The sequence below is a fragment of the Asticcacaulis currens genome, assembly GCF_028550395.1.
In the GTDB taxonomy this organism is placed as follows: Bacteria; Pseudomonadota; Alphaproteobacteria; order Caulobacterales; family Caulobacteraceae; genus Asticcacaulis; species Asticcacaulis currens.
Genome location: NZ_JAQQKW010000003.1, coordinates 249754 through 265474 on the forward strand (window position 1 = coordinate 249754; position 15721 = coordinate 265474).

The window sequence follows — 15721 nt, forward strand, 5'->3', positions numbered from 1 at the left end:
TTGGGGGGTTAAGCTCGGTCTTCTTCGCGCAGATACTCATTGACCGCGTAGCGCAATTCCCCGGCGTGCGCCGTCCAGCGTTCGGAGTGAATCGAGGTGTCGCCGATCTCGTCGATCAGGCGTCGAATGTCGGCCGCGTGCTGCCTGTTGCGCTCACCCCCTGCCGGGTGGGCCTCCAGATAGCCCAGCAACGCCGGTTTGAGCTGCTCGTAGGTGACGACGCGCAGAGTATTGTTCACCGTGTCGATCAGGTCGTCGAGCAGGGCCAGAATATTGTCGCGCGTCGGGGCAGTCGAGGTATCGTCGCGGATGAGATCGTCACGAATGGGCATCAGGCGGCCACCGTATCTTCGGCGACGGCGTTTTCGATGCTGCCGGTCAGGTCGCGGTCTTCGGTGACACGAGCAATATCGCCTATGGACACGACGCCGACGATACGACGGTTGGTGTCGAGCACGGCGAGGCGGCGGATCTGCTCGGCCTTCATGTGGCGCGCGGCGACTTCGACATGGTCGCTGTCCATGCAATAGACGATCCGATCGGTCATCACTTCGGACACCGGCGCGTCGGGGTTCAGCCCTTCGGCCAGACCGCGCACCACGATGTCGCGGTCGGTGACGGCCCCTTTCAGCCGGTCGTCTTCGCCCACGGGCAGGTAGCCGCAGTCGCAATCGCGCATCAGTCGCGCCGCGACGGCCAGCGGGGTATCCGGGCGGATAATCTTGATGTCCCGGCACATGACGTCCTTGATCAGCATGGTCCTCTCCTTTGGCGTTGAACCCAGAGGATAGGCGTGACCGCATAAGGTCTCGCCGTGGCGGCTATGGACTGAGCTAAGGTTCGGACAAAACGGCGATTTAGGGATTTTTGATCTTAAGCCGCGGAGCCAGAAAGGCGCAGACTATCAGTTGCAACTGATGGAATAGCATGATCGGCAACAGGATCGGCCCCAGTACGGCAGGGGGGAACAGGGTCCCGGCCATCGGCACGCCTGAGGCCAGCGACTTCTTCGATCCGCAGAACAGCACCACCACGCGGTCTTCGTGCGACAGGCCCATGCGCCCGGAAACCCACCAGGTGCCGCCCATGACAATGGCCAGAAGCCCGGCCCCGATGACGAAGATCAGGCCCAGATCGCCGAGTCCCACCTTCGACCACAGGCCTTCGACCACCGATGCGGAAAAGGCCGTATAGACGACCAGCAGGATCGACCCGCGATCGACCCGCCCTACAAGCATCTTGTGCCGGTCGAGATAGCCTTTCAGCCACGGCCGCATCAGGTGCCCGACTACAAAGGGCAGCAGCAGTTGCAGGGCGATATCCAAGATCGAGTCAAACGACACGCCCCCTCCCGTCGCATTCATCAGCAGCGCGACCAGCAGCGGCGTAATCACAATCCCCAGAATATTGGACAGGGAGGCGCTGCACACCGCCGCGGCGACATTGCCACCCGCTATGGCCGTGAAGGCGATGGACGACTGCACGGTCGAAGGCAGCAGGCAGAGGAACAGCACGCCCGACAGGATCATCGGGTCCATCACCGGTTTCAGCGCCACCTGCACCCCCAGCCCCAGCAGCGGAAACACGGCAAAGGTGGTCAGAAACACCACCAGATGCACCTTCCACGCCATCAGCCCGGCGAAGATGGCTTCGCGCGACAGCTTGGCCCCGTGCAGGAAGAACAGCAGCACAATGGCCGCGTCCTTGACCCAGCCAGCGACCACAGCGCTGTCGCCCCGCACCGGCAGGACGGAGGCCAGCCCCACCATGCCCAGCAGGGCCAGGATGTAGGGATCGAAGGTCTTGATCAGGTTACGGAGCGTAAAAGCAGGAGCATCGGTCATGCCCCCTTGTCGGCGTCTTTGGGCCGATAATCAAGCCGGCACGCCCACCTTTTGCGCCGCCAGCAGCGGCACGATCAGGTCGCTGACCGGTGTCGGGATGCCGTGCGCACGCCCTTTGCGCGCGATGACGGCGTTGCGCGCGTCCCATTCGGTTTCGCGTCCGGCGGCGCGATCGTCGTACATTGAATTGGTGTCGTCGGGCGCAGCGGCCATAAACCGTGCCATTTGGGCCTCAATCAGATCGTCGGGCAGGTCCGCCCCTTCGGCCCGCCCCACGGCCACACATTCGGACAGGATGGCGCGCGCGATTTCGGCAATACCCGGCTGATGGAAGACCTGCATGGTTTGTCCGGTCAAGGCCAGTATGGCCCCGCCCGGCGCGTTGACGCACAGTTTCTTCCAGTTTTCGCTCACATAGTCAGGCGTCGGGCACGCCGTGACAAAGCTGCCCGTAAACAGGCCGCAGAAGGCCTGCCCTTCCGGCGTATCGGCGGTCAGCAAGCCCGCCCGCCCCCGCCACTCGGCCACACCCGGTGCCGAGCGTCCTGCCGGAATATCCACCACCACCGGCACCAGCACAGTCCCTACGGGAACCACCGGCGTTACCCGCTCACGGTGCTCGACGCCGTTTTGCAGGATGGCGACGCGGGTGTGCGGCCCGACCGTGGCGTCGAGCCACGCCTTTGCCCCTTCGACCTGATGCGCCTTGACGCACAACAGCACCCAATCGGGGGGCGTAAGCGCCTCTGGCGCCGTCACCACGGTTGCCCGGCGGCGCGGCGCCATCTCACCGGCTTTGGCGACCTTAAGCGGCGCGAAGGCCTGCCGGGCGGCAAACACCACCTGATGACCGGCGTCGATCAGGGCCGCCCCGACGCTCAGACCGACCGCGCCGGGCCCGATGATGACAATGTTCGCCATTTTTTGAATATCCTTCCCCAGCGTGACGCTATCGTCGCTGACAATTTGACGATAACGTAAACTTCTTCTGCGGGGTGTGTGATGACCGACTTTGCCAAACGTTTCAAGCTGATCAACTATTATCCGCCGTTTATCGGGGCGGGCATCCGCGTCGTGCGCACCAATTCTGATTTCACCGAGATCGAGGTGCAGATGAAGCTGCGCTGGTGGAACCGCAATGTGGTCGGCACGCAGTTCGGCGGCTCGCTTTATATGATGTGCGACCCGTTCTTTATGGCCATTCTAATGACGCATCTGGGGCGCGGCTATATCGTCTGGGACAAGGCAGCGCGCATCGACTTCCTCAAGCCCGGCCGCGGGCGGGTCACGGCCATTTTCCGCATTGCCCTGGAAGAAATCGCGCGAATCCGCGCCGATGCCGACAGCCAGCCCAAGCTGGAGCCGGAATTTGAGGTTGATGTGGTGGACGACGCCGGCGTGGTGGTGGCGCGCGTGCACAAGACGCTGTATGTGAGGAAAAAGCCTCCGAAATAGCCGCACGAGTGACGAATGGTCTGGTTCGCCAGCGACAATACCGCCCCCATGCACCCCGCCGTTCTGGCTGCCCTCGGCGCCGCCAACGAAGGCCACGCGGCCTCCTACGGCGCGGATGACATCACGGCGCGCCTCAATGCCCGCCTGCGCGAGGTGTTTGGCAATCCGCACCTGAGAGCCTTCCCGACCTTCAATGGCTCGGCGACAAATGGCGTGGCGCTGGCCTCGATCATGCGGCCGTTCGAGGCGACGATTGCCACCCGCGACGCCCATATCCAGAACGACGAATGCGGCCTGCCGGAGTTTTTCACCGGGGCCAAGATTCTGATTGCGCCGGACGTGCTGGGCAAGCTGACGAGCGAAGGGATCGAGGCCATCGTCGCCCTGTCGCAGGATCACGCGCCGCACGCCGCGCGCCCGAAGGTGATCAGCCTGACCCAATCGACGGAGATCGGCACGGTCTATAGCGTCGAAGAGTTGCGCGCGCTGCGGGCTGTGGCCGACCGGCACGGCTTGCTGATCCATATGGACGGAGCGCGGCTGGCCAACGGCGTGGCGGCGCTGGGCGTATCGCCGGCCAAAGCCGTGACCGGCGTGGATATTCTGTCGTTTGGCGGCACCAAGGCGGGCGCAGCCCTGGCCGAAGCGGTGGTGATTTTGAACCCTGCCCTGATCCGCGACTTTGAATACTGGCACAAGCGCATGGGGCAGTTGCCGTCCAAGATGCGTTTCGTGTCGGCGCAGTTGCTGGCCCTGCTCGAAGACGATCTGTGGCTGACACTGGCAAGGCACGCCAATGGCATGGCGCAGCGTCTGGCCGAAGGTCTGAGCCAGCTTGCGGGGGTATCACTGGTCTATCCACAGGCGGCCAATGCCCTGTTTGTCACCCTGCCCCCGGCTCTGGCGGAGACCTTGCAGGCCGCCGGACACCGCTTCTATCCGTGGTCTCTGGCGGGGGAACATGTCTATCGGCTGGTTTGCAGCTTCGCCACGACGGAGGACGAGGTCACGGCGTTTCTGACGGATTGCCAGACGCACCTCCCCGGCCGCTGAGACCTTATCATGTCCAAAACCACCGCCGCAACCGCCGCCCTGCAAAAGGCCGGGATCGCCTTCGATCTCCACCCCTATGCCTATGACCCGGACGCGCCGCGCGTCGGCCTGCAGGCCGCCGAAGCACTGGGCGTCGATCCGTCGCAGACCTTCAAGACCCTGATGGCCGAGGTCGATGGCAAGGGCGTCTGCGTCGTCGTGCCCTCAGATGGCGAAGTGTCGATGAAGAAGCTGGCGGCGCATTTCAAGGGCAAGTCGGCGCAGATGATGAAGGTGCCCGATGCCGAAAAGGTGACGGGCTTCAAGGTCGGCGGCATCTCCCCTTTCGGCCAGCGCAAGACCCACCCGACCGCCATAGACGAGACGGCGCAGCTTTATGACCGCATCTATATCAATGCCGGTCAGCGCGGTCTGCTGCTCTCGATTGCACCCGACGACGCCGCGCATGTCCTTAATGCCGGATATGTGGATGTGATGGCGGAATAACACAACCCGTGATAGTGTCCCTGTGGTCTATCAGGAGGCACATATGGCGGATGGTAACCCCTTCTTCGATCCCTTCGGATTGTGGCGATTTGCGCCGCACAGCCTGACGCAGGACATATTGCGCGGCTGGTCGCTGATCAGCATTACTGAGAACAATTCGTCAGCGCCCGACACCGAAAGACGTATTGTCGAACAGGAAAGCTATGGCCGCCAGATCGGTAAGCTAAGCGCGGCAGTGCGGTGTCTGATCGACGACCTGCCCGCCGATCAGCGCGATAAGGAGGCCTATACGGAACTGCGGGCCTTGGTAGATCGCATCGACAAGTTGAAGGCCGAGAGCGCCTCCCAACGGCTAGACCGCTGGAAGGACGATCTGGCACGGCTGAAAACCCTCAATCCGGCGGAATATGAGCGACAAATCCGCGAGCTGAAGGCGCTGCTTGGATAAACAGACTGGCCTGCGCGCGAGGCGGCAATCACGTCGCCGTCTTGCCGACCGTCATGCCCTTTTGCACTGCCGGGCGTGTGCCGACCTTATCGAACCACGCCCGGATATGCGGCGTGTCGGTGAGCAGGGCCTCCTGCTGATAGAAGGTGCGCAGCGTATTGATCCACGGATAGATGGCCATATCGGCGATGGTGAAGTCATCACCCGCCACATAGGCATGTTTCGACAACTGCGTTTCCAGCACACCCAGCAGGCGTTTGGCTTCGTTGGTATAGCGGTTCAGCGCATAGGGCACTTTCTCCGGCGCAAAAACCGCAAAATGCCCCAGCTGACCGAACATCGGCCCCAGCCCGCCCATCTGCCAGTTCAGCCACTCCAGCACCTTATAACGGCCTTCGCCCGACGCCGGCAGGAATTTCCCCGTCTTTTCGGCCAGATAGACGAGGATCGCGCCGGTTTCAAAGACACTGATGCCCGTCTCTTCATCGACAATGGCCGGGATCTTGTTGTTGGGGGAGATTTTCAGAAAGTCCGGATGGAACTGCTCATCCGCGCCGATATTGACCGGCCTCACCTTATACGGCAGGCCCATTTCTTCGAGGGCGATGGAGGCCTTGAAGCCGTTGGGCGTGGTCCAGGTGTGCAGAACGATCATGGTCTTTTCCCTCAGTAGGTCTAAAGCGCTTTCCGAAAAGTGGGACGCACTTTTCGGATAAAAAAGCGCGTTCAAACAAAAATTTAGAGCGCTATTTCGATTCAGTCTGAACGAAATACGCTCTAATATGCCGAAGACATGGTCATGAAACCGCAAACGTCAAGGTTACGGTTTGACGACCATCAGATAGAAAACCACCACAATCGCCGGAAAGGCCAGCGCCCCAAGGCTCACCCACCACCGCTCATAGGTCCAGTAGAGCGGCGGCAGGGGCTCACCCGACGCATAGGCGACGTTCGCCAGATCGCGCATCCGTATCTGTATCCACACCACCGGCAACCAGCACGCCCCGGCAAAGAGATATAGCATCAATCCCCCCAGCACCCAGCCACCAAACAGCTCCAGCCCTCCCAGATGCACCAGCCACAGACCGCTCAAAAGCTGCACGATGACGGCGGGCGTGGTGAACAGCCAGTCGGCTATGACCACATGCCGCGAGGCAAAAGCGATGCCCGGCACCTCTTTGCGGCGATTGGCCATGAACATGAAAAAAGCCGTGCCTATGCCGGTGCCGAACAGGATGGTCGAGGAGACCACATGCACCCACTTTACCCACAGATATAGCATTGATCCCCCTCGTCTTCGCGCCTAGACTCCCTGTCATAGAGGCAGGGGATCGAATGGACAAGTCAGCGAAAACACCGCGCTCCTCCCCTGAGATCAGGGAGGACGCTCATACCCTGTGGCTGGTCTATGATGGCGACTGCGTGCTGTGCCGCTCCGGTGCGCTTGGTTATCGCGTCAACCGGGCCGTGGGGCGGCTGAAGACGCTCGATGCGCGCGGCGACCCCGACCACCCTATCCTGAAAGAGATTCGCGCCCGTCAGCTTGACCTCAATCAGGGCATCGTCGTGATCTATGGCCATCAGTGGCACCACGGGGCCGAGGCGCTTAACCGGCTGGCGCTTCTGGGGTCGAACAGCGATGGTCTCAACCGTTTCATTGCCTGGATGTTCCGTTCGCCGCGCCGCACGCGCTGGCTCTATCCGCTGCTGCGGGCAGGGCGCAATCTCAGCCTCAGACTGGCCGGAAAGACGCAGATATGAGGCCCACCTTCGCCGCCATCTTTGCCGAGCAGTGGGAGGCCCTGCCCCCGGCGCTCAAGGCCCACTACGCCAACCGCCCGTTTACGGGCGACCACGTGATCGTCGAAGGGACGCTGGATATTGAAATGCACCCGTTGCTGCGGCGGTTTTCCTGGCTGATCAAGGCGACGGGCATGTTGACGCCCTATGAGGGCAAGGCCGTACCGGTAAAAGTGCATTTCCGCTCCGAACCCGACAGCGATGCCTTTGTGTTTGAGCGCATCTTCCGTTTCGCGGGGCGCGATCCCGTGACCTTCCGCTCGCGCATGATGTCGAAACGCCCGCACCACGTGACGGAATACATGGCCACCGGCATAGGCTGGCAGGCCCATTACGATTATCACGAGGGGCGCGTGCGGTTGCGACACGCCGGCTATGTCTGGCGCTTGTTCGGCCTCGACATTCCCCTGCCGATCAGCGGTCTGGCCGGACGCGGCGATGCGTGGGAAGAGGCCACAGGCGACGAGCGTTTCCGCATGCATATGGAGCTGCGCCACCCGTGGCTCGGTAAGCTCTACAGCTATGGCGGGGCCTTTCGCGTGACGGAGATGCGTCTTGACGGGTAAGGTGCTGATCCTAGGCGGCTATGGCAATTTCGGCAAGCGCATCGCTGCGGGCCTGATCCGCCGCGACGTGCCGGTGATCATCGCCGGGCGCGATGCCAATAAGGCCGAAGCCTGCGCCCGGTCGATGGGGGCGCAATGGGCGGCCTTCGACCTCAATAGAGGTTTGTCCGAAGCCCTGCGCACGCATAAGACCAGCGTCGTGGTGCACACCGCCGGGCCGTATCAGAACGCCGACTACGGCGTAGCCGAAGTCTGCATCGCGGCGGGGGTACACTATGTCGATCTGTCGGACGCGCGGGATTTCGTGGTGGGCTTTAACCGGCTGGACGCCGCAGCCAAGGCGGCGGGCGTGGTGGCCATCAGCGGCGCTTCGACCGTTCCGTGCCTGTCCTCGGCCGTACTGAACCATTTCCGCGACCGCTTTGCGACACTTGAGGCGCTCGATTTCGGCATCTGCCCCGGTCAGGGGGCCGAGCGCGGGCTGGCGACCACGGCGGCCATCCTGTCCTATGTGGGTCAGCCGCTGAAACCCTTTGCGGGGCATCCGAAGGCCTATGGCTGGCAAGGCTTGCGGCGGCACGTCTTCCCTGATCTGGGGCCGCGCCTGATGGGCGATTGCGATATTCCCGATCTCGACCTGCTGCCCGCCGCCTATGGCCTACGCTCGATCCGTTTCGGCGCCGGGCTGGAACTGGGTTTCATACACCTCGGCCTGTGGGCCCTGTCTTGGGGCGTGCGCTGGAAGCTGCTGCCATTCCCGCTGCCGAAGCTGGCAAGGCCCCTGCTGAAGGCCGCCGACCTGTTCGATCCGCTGGGCTCCGACGATGGCGGCATGTTTATGGTCGTGTCGGGTACAGGGCTGGACGGGCAGCCGCTCCGCCTCGACTGGCACATCATTGCGCGCAATGGCGACGGGCCGCACATCCCCTCGGTCCCGGCCATCCTGCTGGCCGAACGTCTGGCCAAAGGGAGCGGCCCCGCCCCCGGCGCGCGCTCCAGCCTTGGTCAGATTAGCCTCTCCGACTATCTGGCGGCGCTGGAACCATTTGATATTGTCACGGCTTAGATTTCTGAGCCCGCATCTGCTGGATATACAGGAGTTCGTTCTTGGCCAGTTGACTGCTTCCATCAAACTTCAAAGAGTCCTTATAGGCAAACTCGGCTTCATCCCATTTTTGAAGCTCAACGAGGGCATAGCCCTTGTGTCGCAAAACCTTCGCCCGTGTGTAATCCGTCAGATTAAAGAAAGGATTCTCAAGCGCCTTTTCGGCCTCTGCCAGACTTTCCGCATTTCGGCCACTCTGTGCCAAACAAAAGAGATATTCGCTCAGAATAGCTTCGTTCCATGGATCACGCTGGCGACCATCAACCAGAATCGTCACACAGCGAGTGTAGTCCTTGCGGTCCGCATAAACCCAAGCCAATCCGTAAGAAATAAGGGCAAAGGGCGACGCGGGTTTTGCGACAATCTCTAACTTCTTGCCATCAGGGTTTGCGTTCTTTTTAGCCGCAGTTTCAAGCAACACGCCTAATACGAGTTGCGAAGGAAGATTATCGCTGTAAATAAAAAGGCGTGTATCGCATTTTTCCGCATAATACGGCGGAAGCGGTGCTTCGCCGATGGCCGTTTCCATTTCCGGAGCCAAAGCCCTGAGCGCCGAGACATCGGCCTTAACGAAAGCCTTTTGAAGTTTTTCGGCTACTTTCGCCGCCCGTGCTTCCGCCTTTTCGTTGTGTGTCTGACAGGGCGCGATATTTAGAAAATCAGACTGCGGCGTCTCTTCTGCGCGCACCGTGGCCGTAGTCAGACAGAGGCCGATAACCGCCCAGGAAGTGATAGCCAATTTCATAGAAAAGCCCCCCGTTTGTTAAAACAGGAGGCTAAACTCATCCCGGAAGGGTGGCAAGTGTACTTACAACCCGCCGCGCAGATAGTCCGTCTTACCCAGTTCGACGCCGTAGTGACGCAGGATGGCGTAGGCGGTCGTCACGTGGAATAACAGGTTGGGAAGGACAAACCCGACCACATAGCTGTAGCCCGTAAAAGGGATTTCGCGGTTCGGCAGTTTCAGCACCACGTCGCGGCTTTCGGCGCCGTCAAACAGGGCCGGATCGACGGATTCGATATAGGCAATGGTTTTGGCCAGACGGTCTTTCAACTCGGCAAAGCTCGTTTCCGTATCAGCCATGGACGGAATCTCCGTGCCGGTCAGGCGCGCCACAGCCCCCTTGGCCGTATCCGACACCGACTGGATCTGACGGCGCAGAGGGTGCATGTCGAGCGCCAGACGCGCCTCGATGACGACCGACGGGTCGATCTTTTTCGCTTCGGCAAACGCCTCGGCCTTGCTGAGGATATGGGTCAGGTTCTTCATCGCGTTGATAAGAACGGGCACGGTCATCGAATAGATGGAAACAGGCGGTATCTGGGTCATGGACAGTCTCTTAGGGGTGCCCGGTGCGGCACTTCACCCCAGATGGGCAGGGACCGATTACAATCAAGGCCTCTAGATCATTATGCTTTCCGGTGGAAACATAATGATCCAGATTTTGTTTAGTCCCTCGCCGGGCGGTGGCTCCGCCACCTTGGCCGCCGCCTCAATGGCGGCTTGAGGGGAATGATCAGAGCGATCATTCCGCTCTAATCTAATCAGACGACAGAAATCACCTTCAGCGGCCCGACGCGATCGGCCTCAGCCTGAGCGGCGAAGGTGCCATCGACCGTGACCTTGTACTCCCGCGCGGTGATGGTCGAAACCGACACCCACTCGCCCGTCGCCGCTTCCGGTGTTAGAGTCAGGCGCACAAAGCCGTTGCGGTCGGTCGAGGCGGCCAGCACTTCGTCGTTCTGATCCGCCAGCACCTTGGCGAGGCTGAAATTGGGCAGCAGATGATCGAACCATACGGTCGGGCTCGAAATCGCTGTAACGCCCAGCTCGACCGCCACGCGCTCGCCTTTGGCGTCATGCAGTTCATTGGCCCAGGCCTGATGGCTGTCGCCCGACAGCACCACGGCGCGCGCCCTGGCGTCGCGGATCAGGCCATAGAGGCGCTCGCGCTCCGCCGGATAGCCGTCCCAGGCGTCGAGATTTAGCGGCAGCGGGTCTTCCGTCTGGCTGAACAGGTCGATCATCGGTCCGATCACACCCGCGACATTGGCCGGCAACATCTTCAGCATGGCCGCGATGCGCTCTTCGCCATAGAGCGCCTTGAGGTCCGGGCCCTTGACCTTGGCCATCACCACCTGATTGCCGAACACCTGCCAGCGCACGCCATCGGCCACCGAGGCTTTCAGGCCCGTCTGAAGCCACTGACGCTGCGTGGCCCCCAGCAGTTCGCGCGACGGCGCATTCAGTTCGGCGCGGAAGGCGGCGTAATCGGCCTTGCCCGCCGCATCGCGCTTGAGATCGGTCTGGTAATCGAGCTGCTTGGAACGCGCCAGAAAGCGCGTCTCGATCATGAACAGTTCGGCCAGTTGCCCGAAGCGGAACGAGCGGTAGATAGCCTCAGACAGCATACCCGGCTGCGGGTCACGAATGGGCATCCATTCGCGGTAGGCCTTCAGCGCGGCGGCCTTACGCACATCGAAGTCGCCTTCGGTATCCGGCTGATGGTTTTCGGCCCCATGCATCCACGGATCGTTGCACATTTCGTGGTCGTCAAAGACGCAGATCCACGCGGCGCGGGCGTGCGCCGCCTGAAGGTCGGCGTCGGCCTTGTACTGGGCGTGGCGCGTGCGATAGTCGGCCAGAGTGACGATCTCGTGCGGCGGCTCAGGGATACGGCCCAGCAGACGACCATTGCCCATGCCGTAGTCGTTCAGGCCCGCGCCGTATTCGTAGATGTAGTCGCCCAGGTGCAGGACGGCATCGACCTCTTTCAGATCGGCGATGGCGCGATAGGCGTTGAAATAGCCGTTGGAGAACAGCGAGCACGACGCAACCGCCAGCACGACGCGATCGGTCTGCATCGGCAGGGTCCTGGCCTGACCGACAGGCGAGGTCACGCCCTGACAGACAAAGCGGTAATAATAGGTCCGGGCGGGCTTAAGACCGGTCGCATCGAGCTTGACTGTATAGTCACGGCCGGCATCAGTGACCAGACGACCGGTGCCGGTCAGCTTGCGGAAATCGTCGTGCTCGGACATCTGCCATACGACTTCGGTAGCGGCCTCAAGGCCCGACACGCGCGTCCACAGGATCAGGCGGTCGCTCAAGGGGTCGCCCGCCGCCACGCCGTGCGCAAAATGCGCGCCCTTGATCGGGGCCAGACCGGAACCGGATACGGCCGGAGCCGCCCCCATCAGACCGAAAGCCATCAGCGCCTTACGGCGGCTTACCTTATATGTCGCGCTCATCTGTGCCGTCCCCTGCCATGAGTACAGGACCGCCCATAAGCCGCTTCGGTGACAGGGTTATTGCGCCTGCGTGACAGTTTTGTTCACAGACTTATACACAGGGCAGATGCCTCTGAATGGGTACGCCCCCGACTGGCAGGTGCGGGCCGTCGGTGCGAGTGAAACGCACAGACGTGGGAGCCACGAGCCGCGCACAGGCTGTGCTGGCAGACCCCCACCACCGCATCTAGCCGCGTAAACGCGGCGTCGTGCGGTCCCCCTCCCCAGTAAACTGGGGAGGTATAAGGGGGGCTAGTAATTGATGCGCAGCGTCACGCCGACCATGCGCGGTTCACCGGCGATAAAGGTTGCGATACCGAGGTTGTCGCCCGTATTGCCCGCATCCTTGATATAGGCTTCGTCGGTGACATTATCGGCGAAGACTTCGACCGACCACGGCGCGTTCAGCGGCGCGTAGCCCAGACGCAGGTTCAGGAGGCCATAGGCGTCCTGTTTCTCGTCCTGCTTCGTGTCGGCCACCGGACGCAGGCCCGGCACCGCCGGCTGATACTTCGGCAGGTCGTTATTGTCGTCAAAGACGATTTCCGACTGCCACGTATAGGTCGGGGTGAACCAGAAGCGGGCGTTTTGCGTGTTGAACTTGAAGCGCCCGCCCAGCGACAGGCTGTGATCCGGGTTCAGGCGGAAGTGGTTGCCTTCATAGAGGCCGTTGCCGAAGCGGGCGTGGCTGTAGGCATAGGTGACAAACAGATCCGCCCCCGGCGTCAGGCGATAATAGGCCTGGGTCTCAAGGCCATAGGCATCGGCCTTGCCGGCGCTGACCGTGATCAGCCCGCCGCTTTGCGTTGCCACCTGCGTCTGGAAGTTCTCGTACTTATAGCCATAGACCGCCGTGTCCCAGCTCAGACGACCGTCCAGCAGGCGCGTCTTCAGGCCCAGTTCAAGGCTATCGACGGTTTCGGCATCGGCATAAGTAAACTTCGGCGCGGCCAGCGGCGTGCTGCCCGAATCGCCGCTGAGCACCTTGGGCTGACGGCCGCGCGCCGCCGAGACGTAGGCATTGAACGTATCGCTGAAGGCATAGCGGGCGACGAGGCGGTAGGTGATGCCGTCGTCCGAAAAGCTCTGATCGACGCGGGTGCCATTGCCCGGCGTCGACTGCTTGAAGATACCGACCGGCGGCAGGCCCGCGACCACGGCCCGCACCACAAGCGGCGTCACCTGCGCGGTCCAGGCGTTGATCTGCGCCGCCGACGGCGCGGTGCCCGTAGCCTGCACGTACTGGGTGACCAGTTGCGTCACCTGCGTTTGCACATTGGCCGTGATCACCGGCGTAACGGCCGAGGACGCCGCCAGCACAGAAGGGGTTTCGACCGAGGCCGCATAGCCCGACACCTTGTCGTCCTTGGTGTAGCGCAGACCGGCACTCAGTTCGAGCTTCGGCGTCACGCGCCAGGTGAGGTCGGCATAGGCGTCAATGGACTCGGTCTTGCCGAAGTTGGTCGAGGATTCGCGGTGCGCCGGGTCGATATAGGGGGCCAGCGGACCGAAGGCGGTCGGAGCCACCGCCGCAACCACCGGCAGCGGCAGGGCGTTCGGACGCGGCAGGTTGTTGGTCAGGAACAGGCCCGCGACGCGCTCATCAAACTGCATCGGCACGGCCGTCGAGGCCTCTTCCTTGAAATAGCTCAGGCCCGCAAACCACGAAACGGCCCCGCCCGCATCATAGTTGAGGCGCAGTTCCTGCGACCATTGCTTGCCCTTTGCGTCTTCGGCGACCGCCAGAATGGGCAAGGACATGCCGTCCGGATCAAACACTTCGGAGGCCGAGAAGCGGCGATAGGCGCTGATCGACGACAGGCGATAGGCGTCCGACAGACGCCATTCGCCCAGAAGCGTCGTACCGCTCACCGTGCGCTCCAGACCCAGATTGCGGTTCTTGAACCCGGCGCCATTGGCCAGGGCCGCGCCGGAGGTCGGCGACAGGTCGCCGATAATGGCCCCCGTGGTCGGATCGGTCGGGGCAAAGGTGCCCGACTTAAAGCCTGTTCCCGGCGCCGAATCCTTCTGATAGTTGGTGATCAGGTCGAAACGCAGAGCCTCGGTCGGACGCCAGGCGGCGGTAAAGCGCAGGGCATCGCTGCCCAGACCGTTGAAGTCATCACCGCCCAGCAGGTTTTCGGTATAACCGTCGCGGTGCTTGGCGCGGCCGGATAGGCGCACGGCCAGTTGGTCGTTCAGCGGCACATTAACCATGGCATCAACCATACGATAATTATAGTCGCCCACGCTGATCGCCGCCTTACCATCCAGCACCGGCTTGGCCTTGGCCTGAATGATATTGACGGCCCCGATCAGAGCACCGCGCCCGAACAGGGTCGATTGCGGGCCCTTGGCCACTTCGACGCGGTCGAGGTCGAACAGCTCGACATATGCTCCGCGCGAGCGCGAGATCGACACGCCGTCCTGAAACACCGAAACGCGCGCTTCGCCGGTCGCTGCGCCCGAATCGGAGGTGATGCCGCGCATCACGAAGCCGGGATTGTTCGGCGACTGATCCTGCACCTCAAAGCCCGGCACGAACAGAGACAGCTCGGCAAAATCCGTGACGCCGACATCGGTCAGGAAAGACGCGTTAAGACCCGTCACCGCCGCCGGCACGTTGAGCAGTTTCTGCTCGCGCTTTTGCAGCGTCACCACGATTTCCGGCACGCTGCCTTCCTCGGCACCCGCGCTCGTCCGGGTTTGGGCCACGGCAGGCGCGGCCAGCATCAGGGCCAAAAAAGAAACAGAGGCAAGGCGCAGAGCAGACATGGACAGCTTCCTTCGTCAGGTCGAAACGACAATGTGAAGACCGCTTTATCGAACGCTTATGACAGTGAGGTTGCAGCCGTCACAATTACGCCCCCTTCTTGCAGATTGCTGCGGCCTGTCACGCAAAAGCGACAATTGCTGTGGCAAGTGTGAACCCCGGCCTCGCCGAGTCGTACTAGATAGTCTCGTTATTTTTTCGCATTCCCCTCTTGCCAGTGGAAACCGTAACTCTTATAGTTACGCTTATCGCAAATCTTTCTCTCAAAGGAGCCCGCCATGCGTCACGTCTTTAAGTCCACCCTGCTCGCCGCTGCCCTGCTCGCCGGCTCGCTGACCCCGGCCTTCGCTGCCCCGGAAACCTATGCGCTCGAAGCGACCCACACCGAAGTCGTCTTCTCGTGGACGCACTTTGGCTTCTCCAAGCCCACCGCCAAGTTCATGAACGCCGTCGGCACGCTGGTGCTGGACGAAGCCGCTCCGGCCGCCTCGTCGGTCGAAGTCAGCTTCGCCATCGACGGCCTGAACACCGGCGTCGCCGCGCTGGACGGTCACCTGAAGTCGAAGGACTTCTTTGACGCCGCCACCTACCCGACCGCGACCTTCAAATCGACCAAGGTCGATGTGACGGGCAAGGACACGGCCAATGTCACCGGCAACCTGACCATCCACGGCGTCACCAAGCCCGTCACCCTGGCCGTCAAGCTGAACAAGATCGGTGCCAATATGAAGGGCGTGAAGACCGCCGGCTTTAGCGCCACGGGCCAGATCAAGCGTTCGGACTTCGGCATGGGCGCCTATGTCCCGGCGGTGAGCGACGAAATCACCCTCGTCATCACGGCCGAAGCCAACAAGAAGTAAGACCGGTTTACGGTACGTTTTTTCAGGGGGTGCGGTCACG

18 protein-coding genes are annotated in these 15721 nt (G+C 61.9%); 8 read left to right on the plus strand and 10 right to left on the minus strand.

All coding sequences use genetic code 11. The features are described from left to right. Positions 1 to 8: 8 nt before the first annotated feature. The 4 genes from PQU94_RS06565 to PQU94_RS06580 form a co-directional block, all read right to left on the minus strand. Positions 9 to 332 carry a hypothetical protein gene (locus tag PQU94_RS06565; protein ID WP_272740669.1) on the minus strand — a complete coding sequence of 108 codons (324 nt, stop codon included), beginning with the start codon at positions 330 to 332 and terminating at the stop codon, positions 9 to 11. Next, positions 332 to 757, minus strand: a complete 426-nt coding sequence (locus tag PQU94_RS06570) for a CBS domain-containing protein (RefSeq protein ID WP_272740670.1) — start codon at positions 755 to 757, stop codon at positions 332 to 334. The genes PQU94_RS06565 and PQU94_RS06570 overlap by 1 nt, the downstream gene beginning before the upstream one ends. Positions 758 to 857: 100 nt before the next feature. Beyond that, entirely contained in the window at positions 858 to 1844 is a 987-nt protein-coding gene (locus tag PQU94_RS06575) for a bile acid:sodium symporter family protein (protein ID WP_272740671.1), read from the minus strand. Between the two features lie 30 nt (positions 1845 to 1874). Continuing rightward, positions 1875 to 2765 (minus strand): 2-dehydropantoate 2-reductase, encoded by an 891-nt coding sequence (locus PQU94_RS06580; protein ID WP_272740672.1) that lies wholly within the window; start codon positions 2763 to 2765, stop codon positions 1875 to 1877. A gap of 81 nt (positions 2766 to 2846) precedes the next feature. On the opposite strand from PQU94_RS06580, the gene PQU94_RS06585 reads away from it, so the two are divergent. The 4 genes from PQU94_RS06585 to PQU94_RS06600 are packed head-to-tail and all read left to right on the plus strand — an operon-like array spanning position 2847 to position 5286. After that, positions 2847 to 3299, plus strand: coding sequence for a DUF4442 domain-containing protein (locus PQU94_RS06585; protein ID WP_272740673.1), 453 nt, complete (start codon positions 2847 to 2849; stop codon positions 3297 to 3299). A 15-nt stretch (positions 3300 to 3314) separates the two neighbouring features. Further along, positions 3315 to 4352, plus strand: coding sequence for a threonine aldolase family protein (locus PQU94_RS06590; RefSeq protein ID WP_272740674.1), 1038 nt, complete (start codon positions 3315 to 3317; stop codon positions 4350 to 4352). Positions 4353 to 4361: 9 nt separating this feature from the next. Continuing rightward, complete coding sequence (gene ybaK, locus PQU94_RS06595; RefSeq protein WP_272740675.1) at positions 4362 to 4838, plus strand: Cys-tRNA(Pro) deacylase; 477 nt, start codon at positions 4362 to 4364, stop codon at positions 4836 to 4838. A gap of 43 nt (positions 4839 to 4881) precedes the next feature. Next, positions 4882 to 5286, plus strand: a complete 405-nt coding sequence (locus PQU94_RS06600; protein WP_272740676.1) for a hypothetical protein — start codon at positions 4882 to 4884, stop codon at positions 5284 to 5286. A gap of 28 nt (positions 5287 to 5314) precedes the next feature. Here PQU94_RS06600 and PQU94_RS06605 read toward each other — a convergent pair whose 3' ends face one another. Next, positions 5315 to 5941: a glutathione S-transferase family protein gene (locus PQU94_RS06605; RefSeq protein WP_272740677.1), complete on the minus strand. Its 627-nt coding sequence runs from the start codon at positions 5939 to 5941 to the stop codon at positions 5315 to 5317. Positions 5942 to 6106: 165 nt separating this feature from the next. After that, positions 6107 to 6568 carry a DUF2269 family protein gene (locus tag PQU94_RS06610; protein ID WP_272740678.1) on the minus strand — a complete coding sequence of 154 codons (462 nt, stop codon included), beginning with the start codon at positions 6566 to 6568 and terminating at the stop codon, positions 6107 to 6109. Between the two features lie 53 nt (positions 6569 to 6621). On the opposite strand from PQU94_RS06610, the gene PQU94_RS06615 reads away from it, so the two are divergent. The 3 genes from PQU94_RS06615 to PQU94_RS06625 are packed head-to-tail and all read left to right on the plus strand — an operon-like array spanning position 6622 to position 8718. Continuing rightward, complete coding sequence (locus PQU94_RS06615) at positions 6622 to 7047, plus strand: DCC1-like thiol-disulfide oxidoreductase family protein (RefSeq protein ID WP_272740679.1); 426 nt, start codon at positions 6622 to 6624, stop codon at positions 7045 to 7047. Beyond that, positions 7044 to 7652, plus strand: coding sequence for a DUF4166 domain-containing protein (locus tag PQU94_RS06620; protein ID WP_272740680.1), 609 nt, complete (start codon positions 7044 to 7046; stop codon positions 7650 to 7652). The genes PQU94_RS06615 and PQU94_RS06620 overlap by 4 nt, the downstream gene beginning before the upstream one ends. Further along, entirely contained in the window at positions 7642 to 8718 is a 1077-nt protein-coding gene (locus tag PQU94_RS06625; RefSeq protein ID WP_272740681.1) for a saccharopine dehydrogenase family protein, read from the plus strand. Before PQU94_RS06620 ends, PQU94_RS06625 begins: the two co-directional genes overlap by 11 nt. Here the strand turns inward: PQU94_RS06625 and PQU94_RS06630 are convergent. From PQU94_RS06630 to PQU94_RS06645, 4 genes are all read right to left on the minus strand, one after another. Continuing rightward, entirely contained in the window at positions 8708 to 9502 is a 795-nt protein-coding gene (locus PQU94_RS06630) for a tetratricopeptide repeat protein (protein WP_272740682.1), read from the minus strand. The genes PQU94_RS06625 and PQU94_RS06630 overlap by 11 nt on opposite strands. Before the next feature lie 63 nt (positions 9503 to 9565). Then, positions 9566 to 10087, minus strand: coding sequence for a DUF1993 domain-containing protein (locus PQU94_RS06635; RefSeq protein WP_272740683.1), 522 nt, complete (start codon positions 10085 to 10087; stop codon positions 9566 to 9568). 215 nt (positions 10088 to 10302) lie between these two features. Next, complete coding sequence (locus PQU94_RS06640; protein ID WP_272740684.1) at positions 10303 to 12009, minus strand: alkaline phosphatase D family protein; 1707 nt, start codon at positions 12007 to 12009, stop codon at positions 10303 to 10305. A 291-nt stretch (positions 12010 to 12300) separates the two neighbouring features. Further along, positions 12301 to 14823, minus strand: coding sequence for a TonB-dependent receptor (locus tag PQU94_RS06645; RefSeq protein ID WP_272740685.1), 2523 nt, complete (start codon positions 14821 to 14823; stop codon positions 12301 to 12303). A gap of 276 nt (positions 14824 to 15099) precedes the next feature. Between PQU94_RS06645 and PQU94_RS06650 the strand changes: the two genes are divergently transcribed. After that, on the plus strand, positions 15100 to 15681 hold the full coding sequence (locus PQU94_RS06650) for a YceI family protein (RefSeq protein WP_272740686.1): 582 nt from the start codon (positions 15100 to 15102) through the stop codon (positions 15679 to 15681). Positions 15682 to 15721 lie beyond the last annotated feature (40 nt).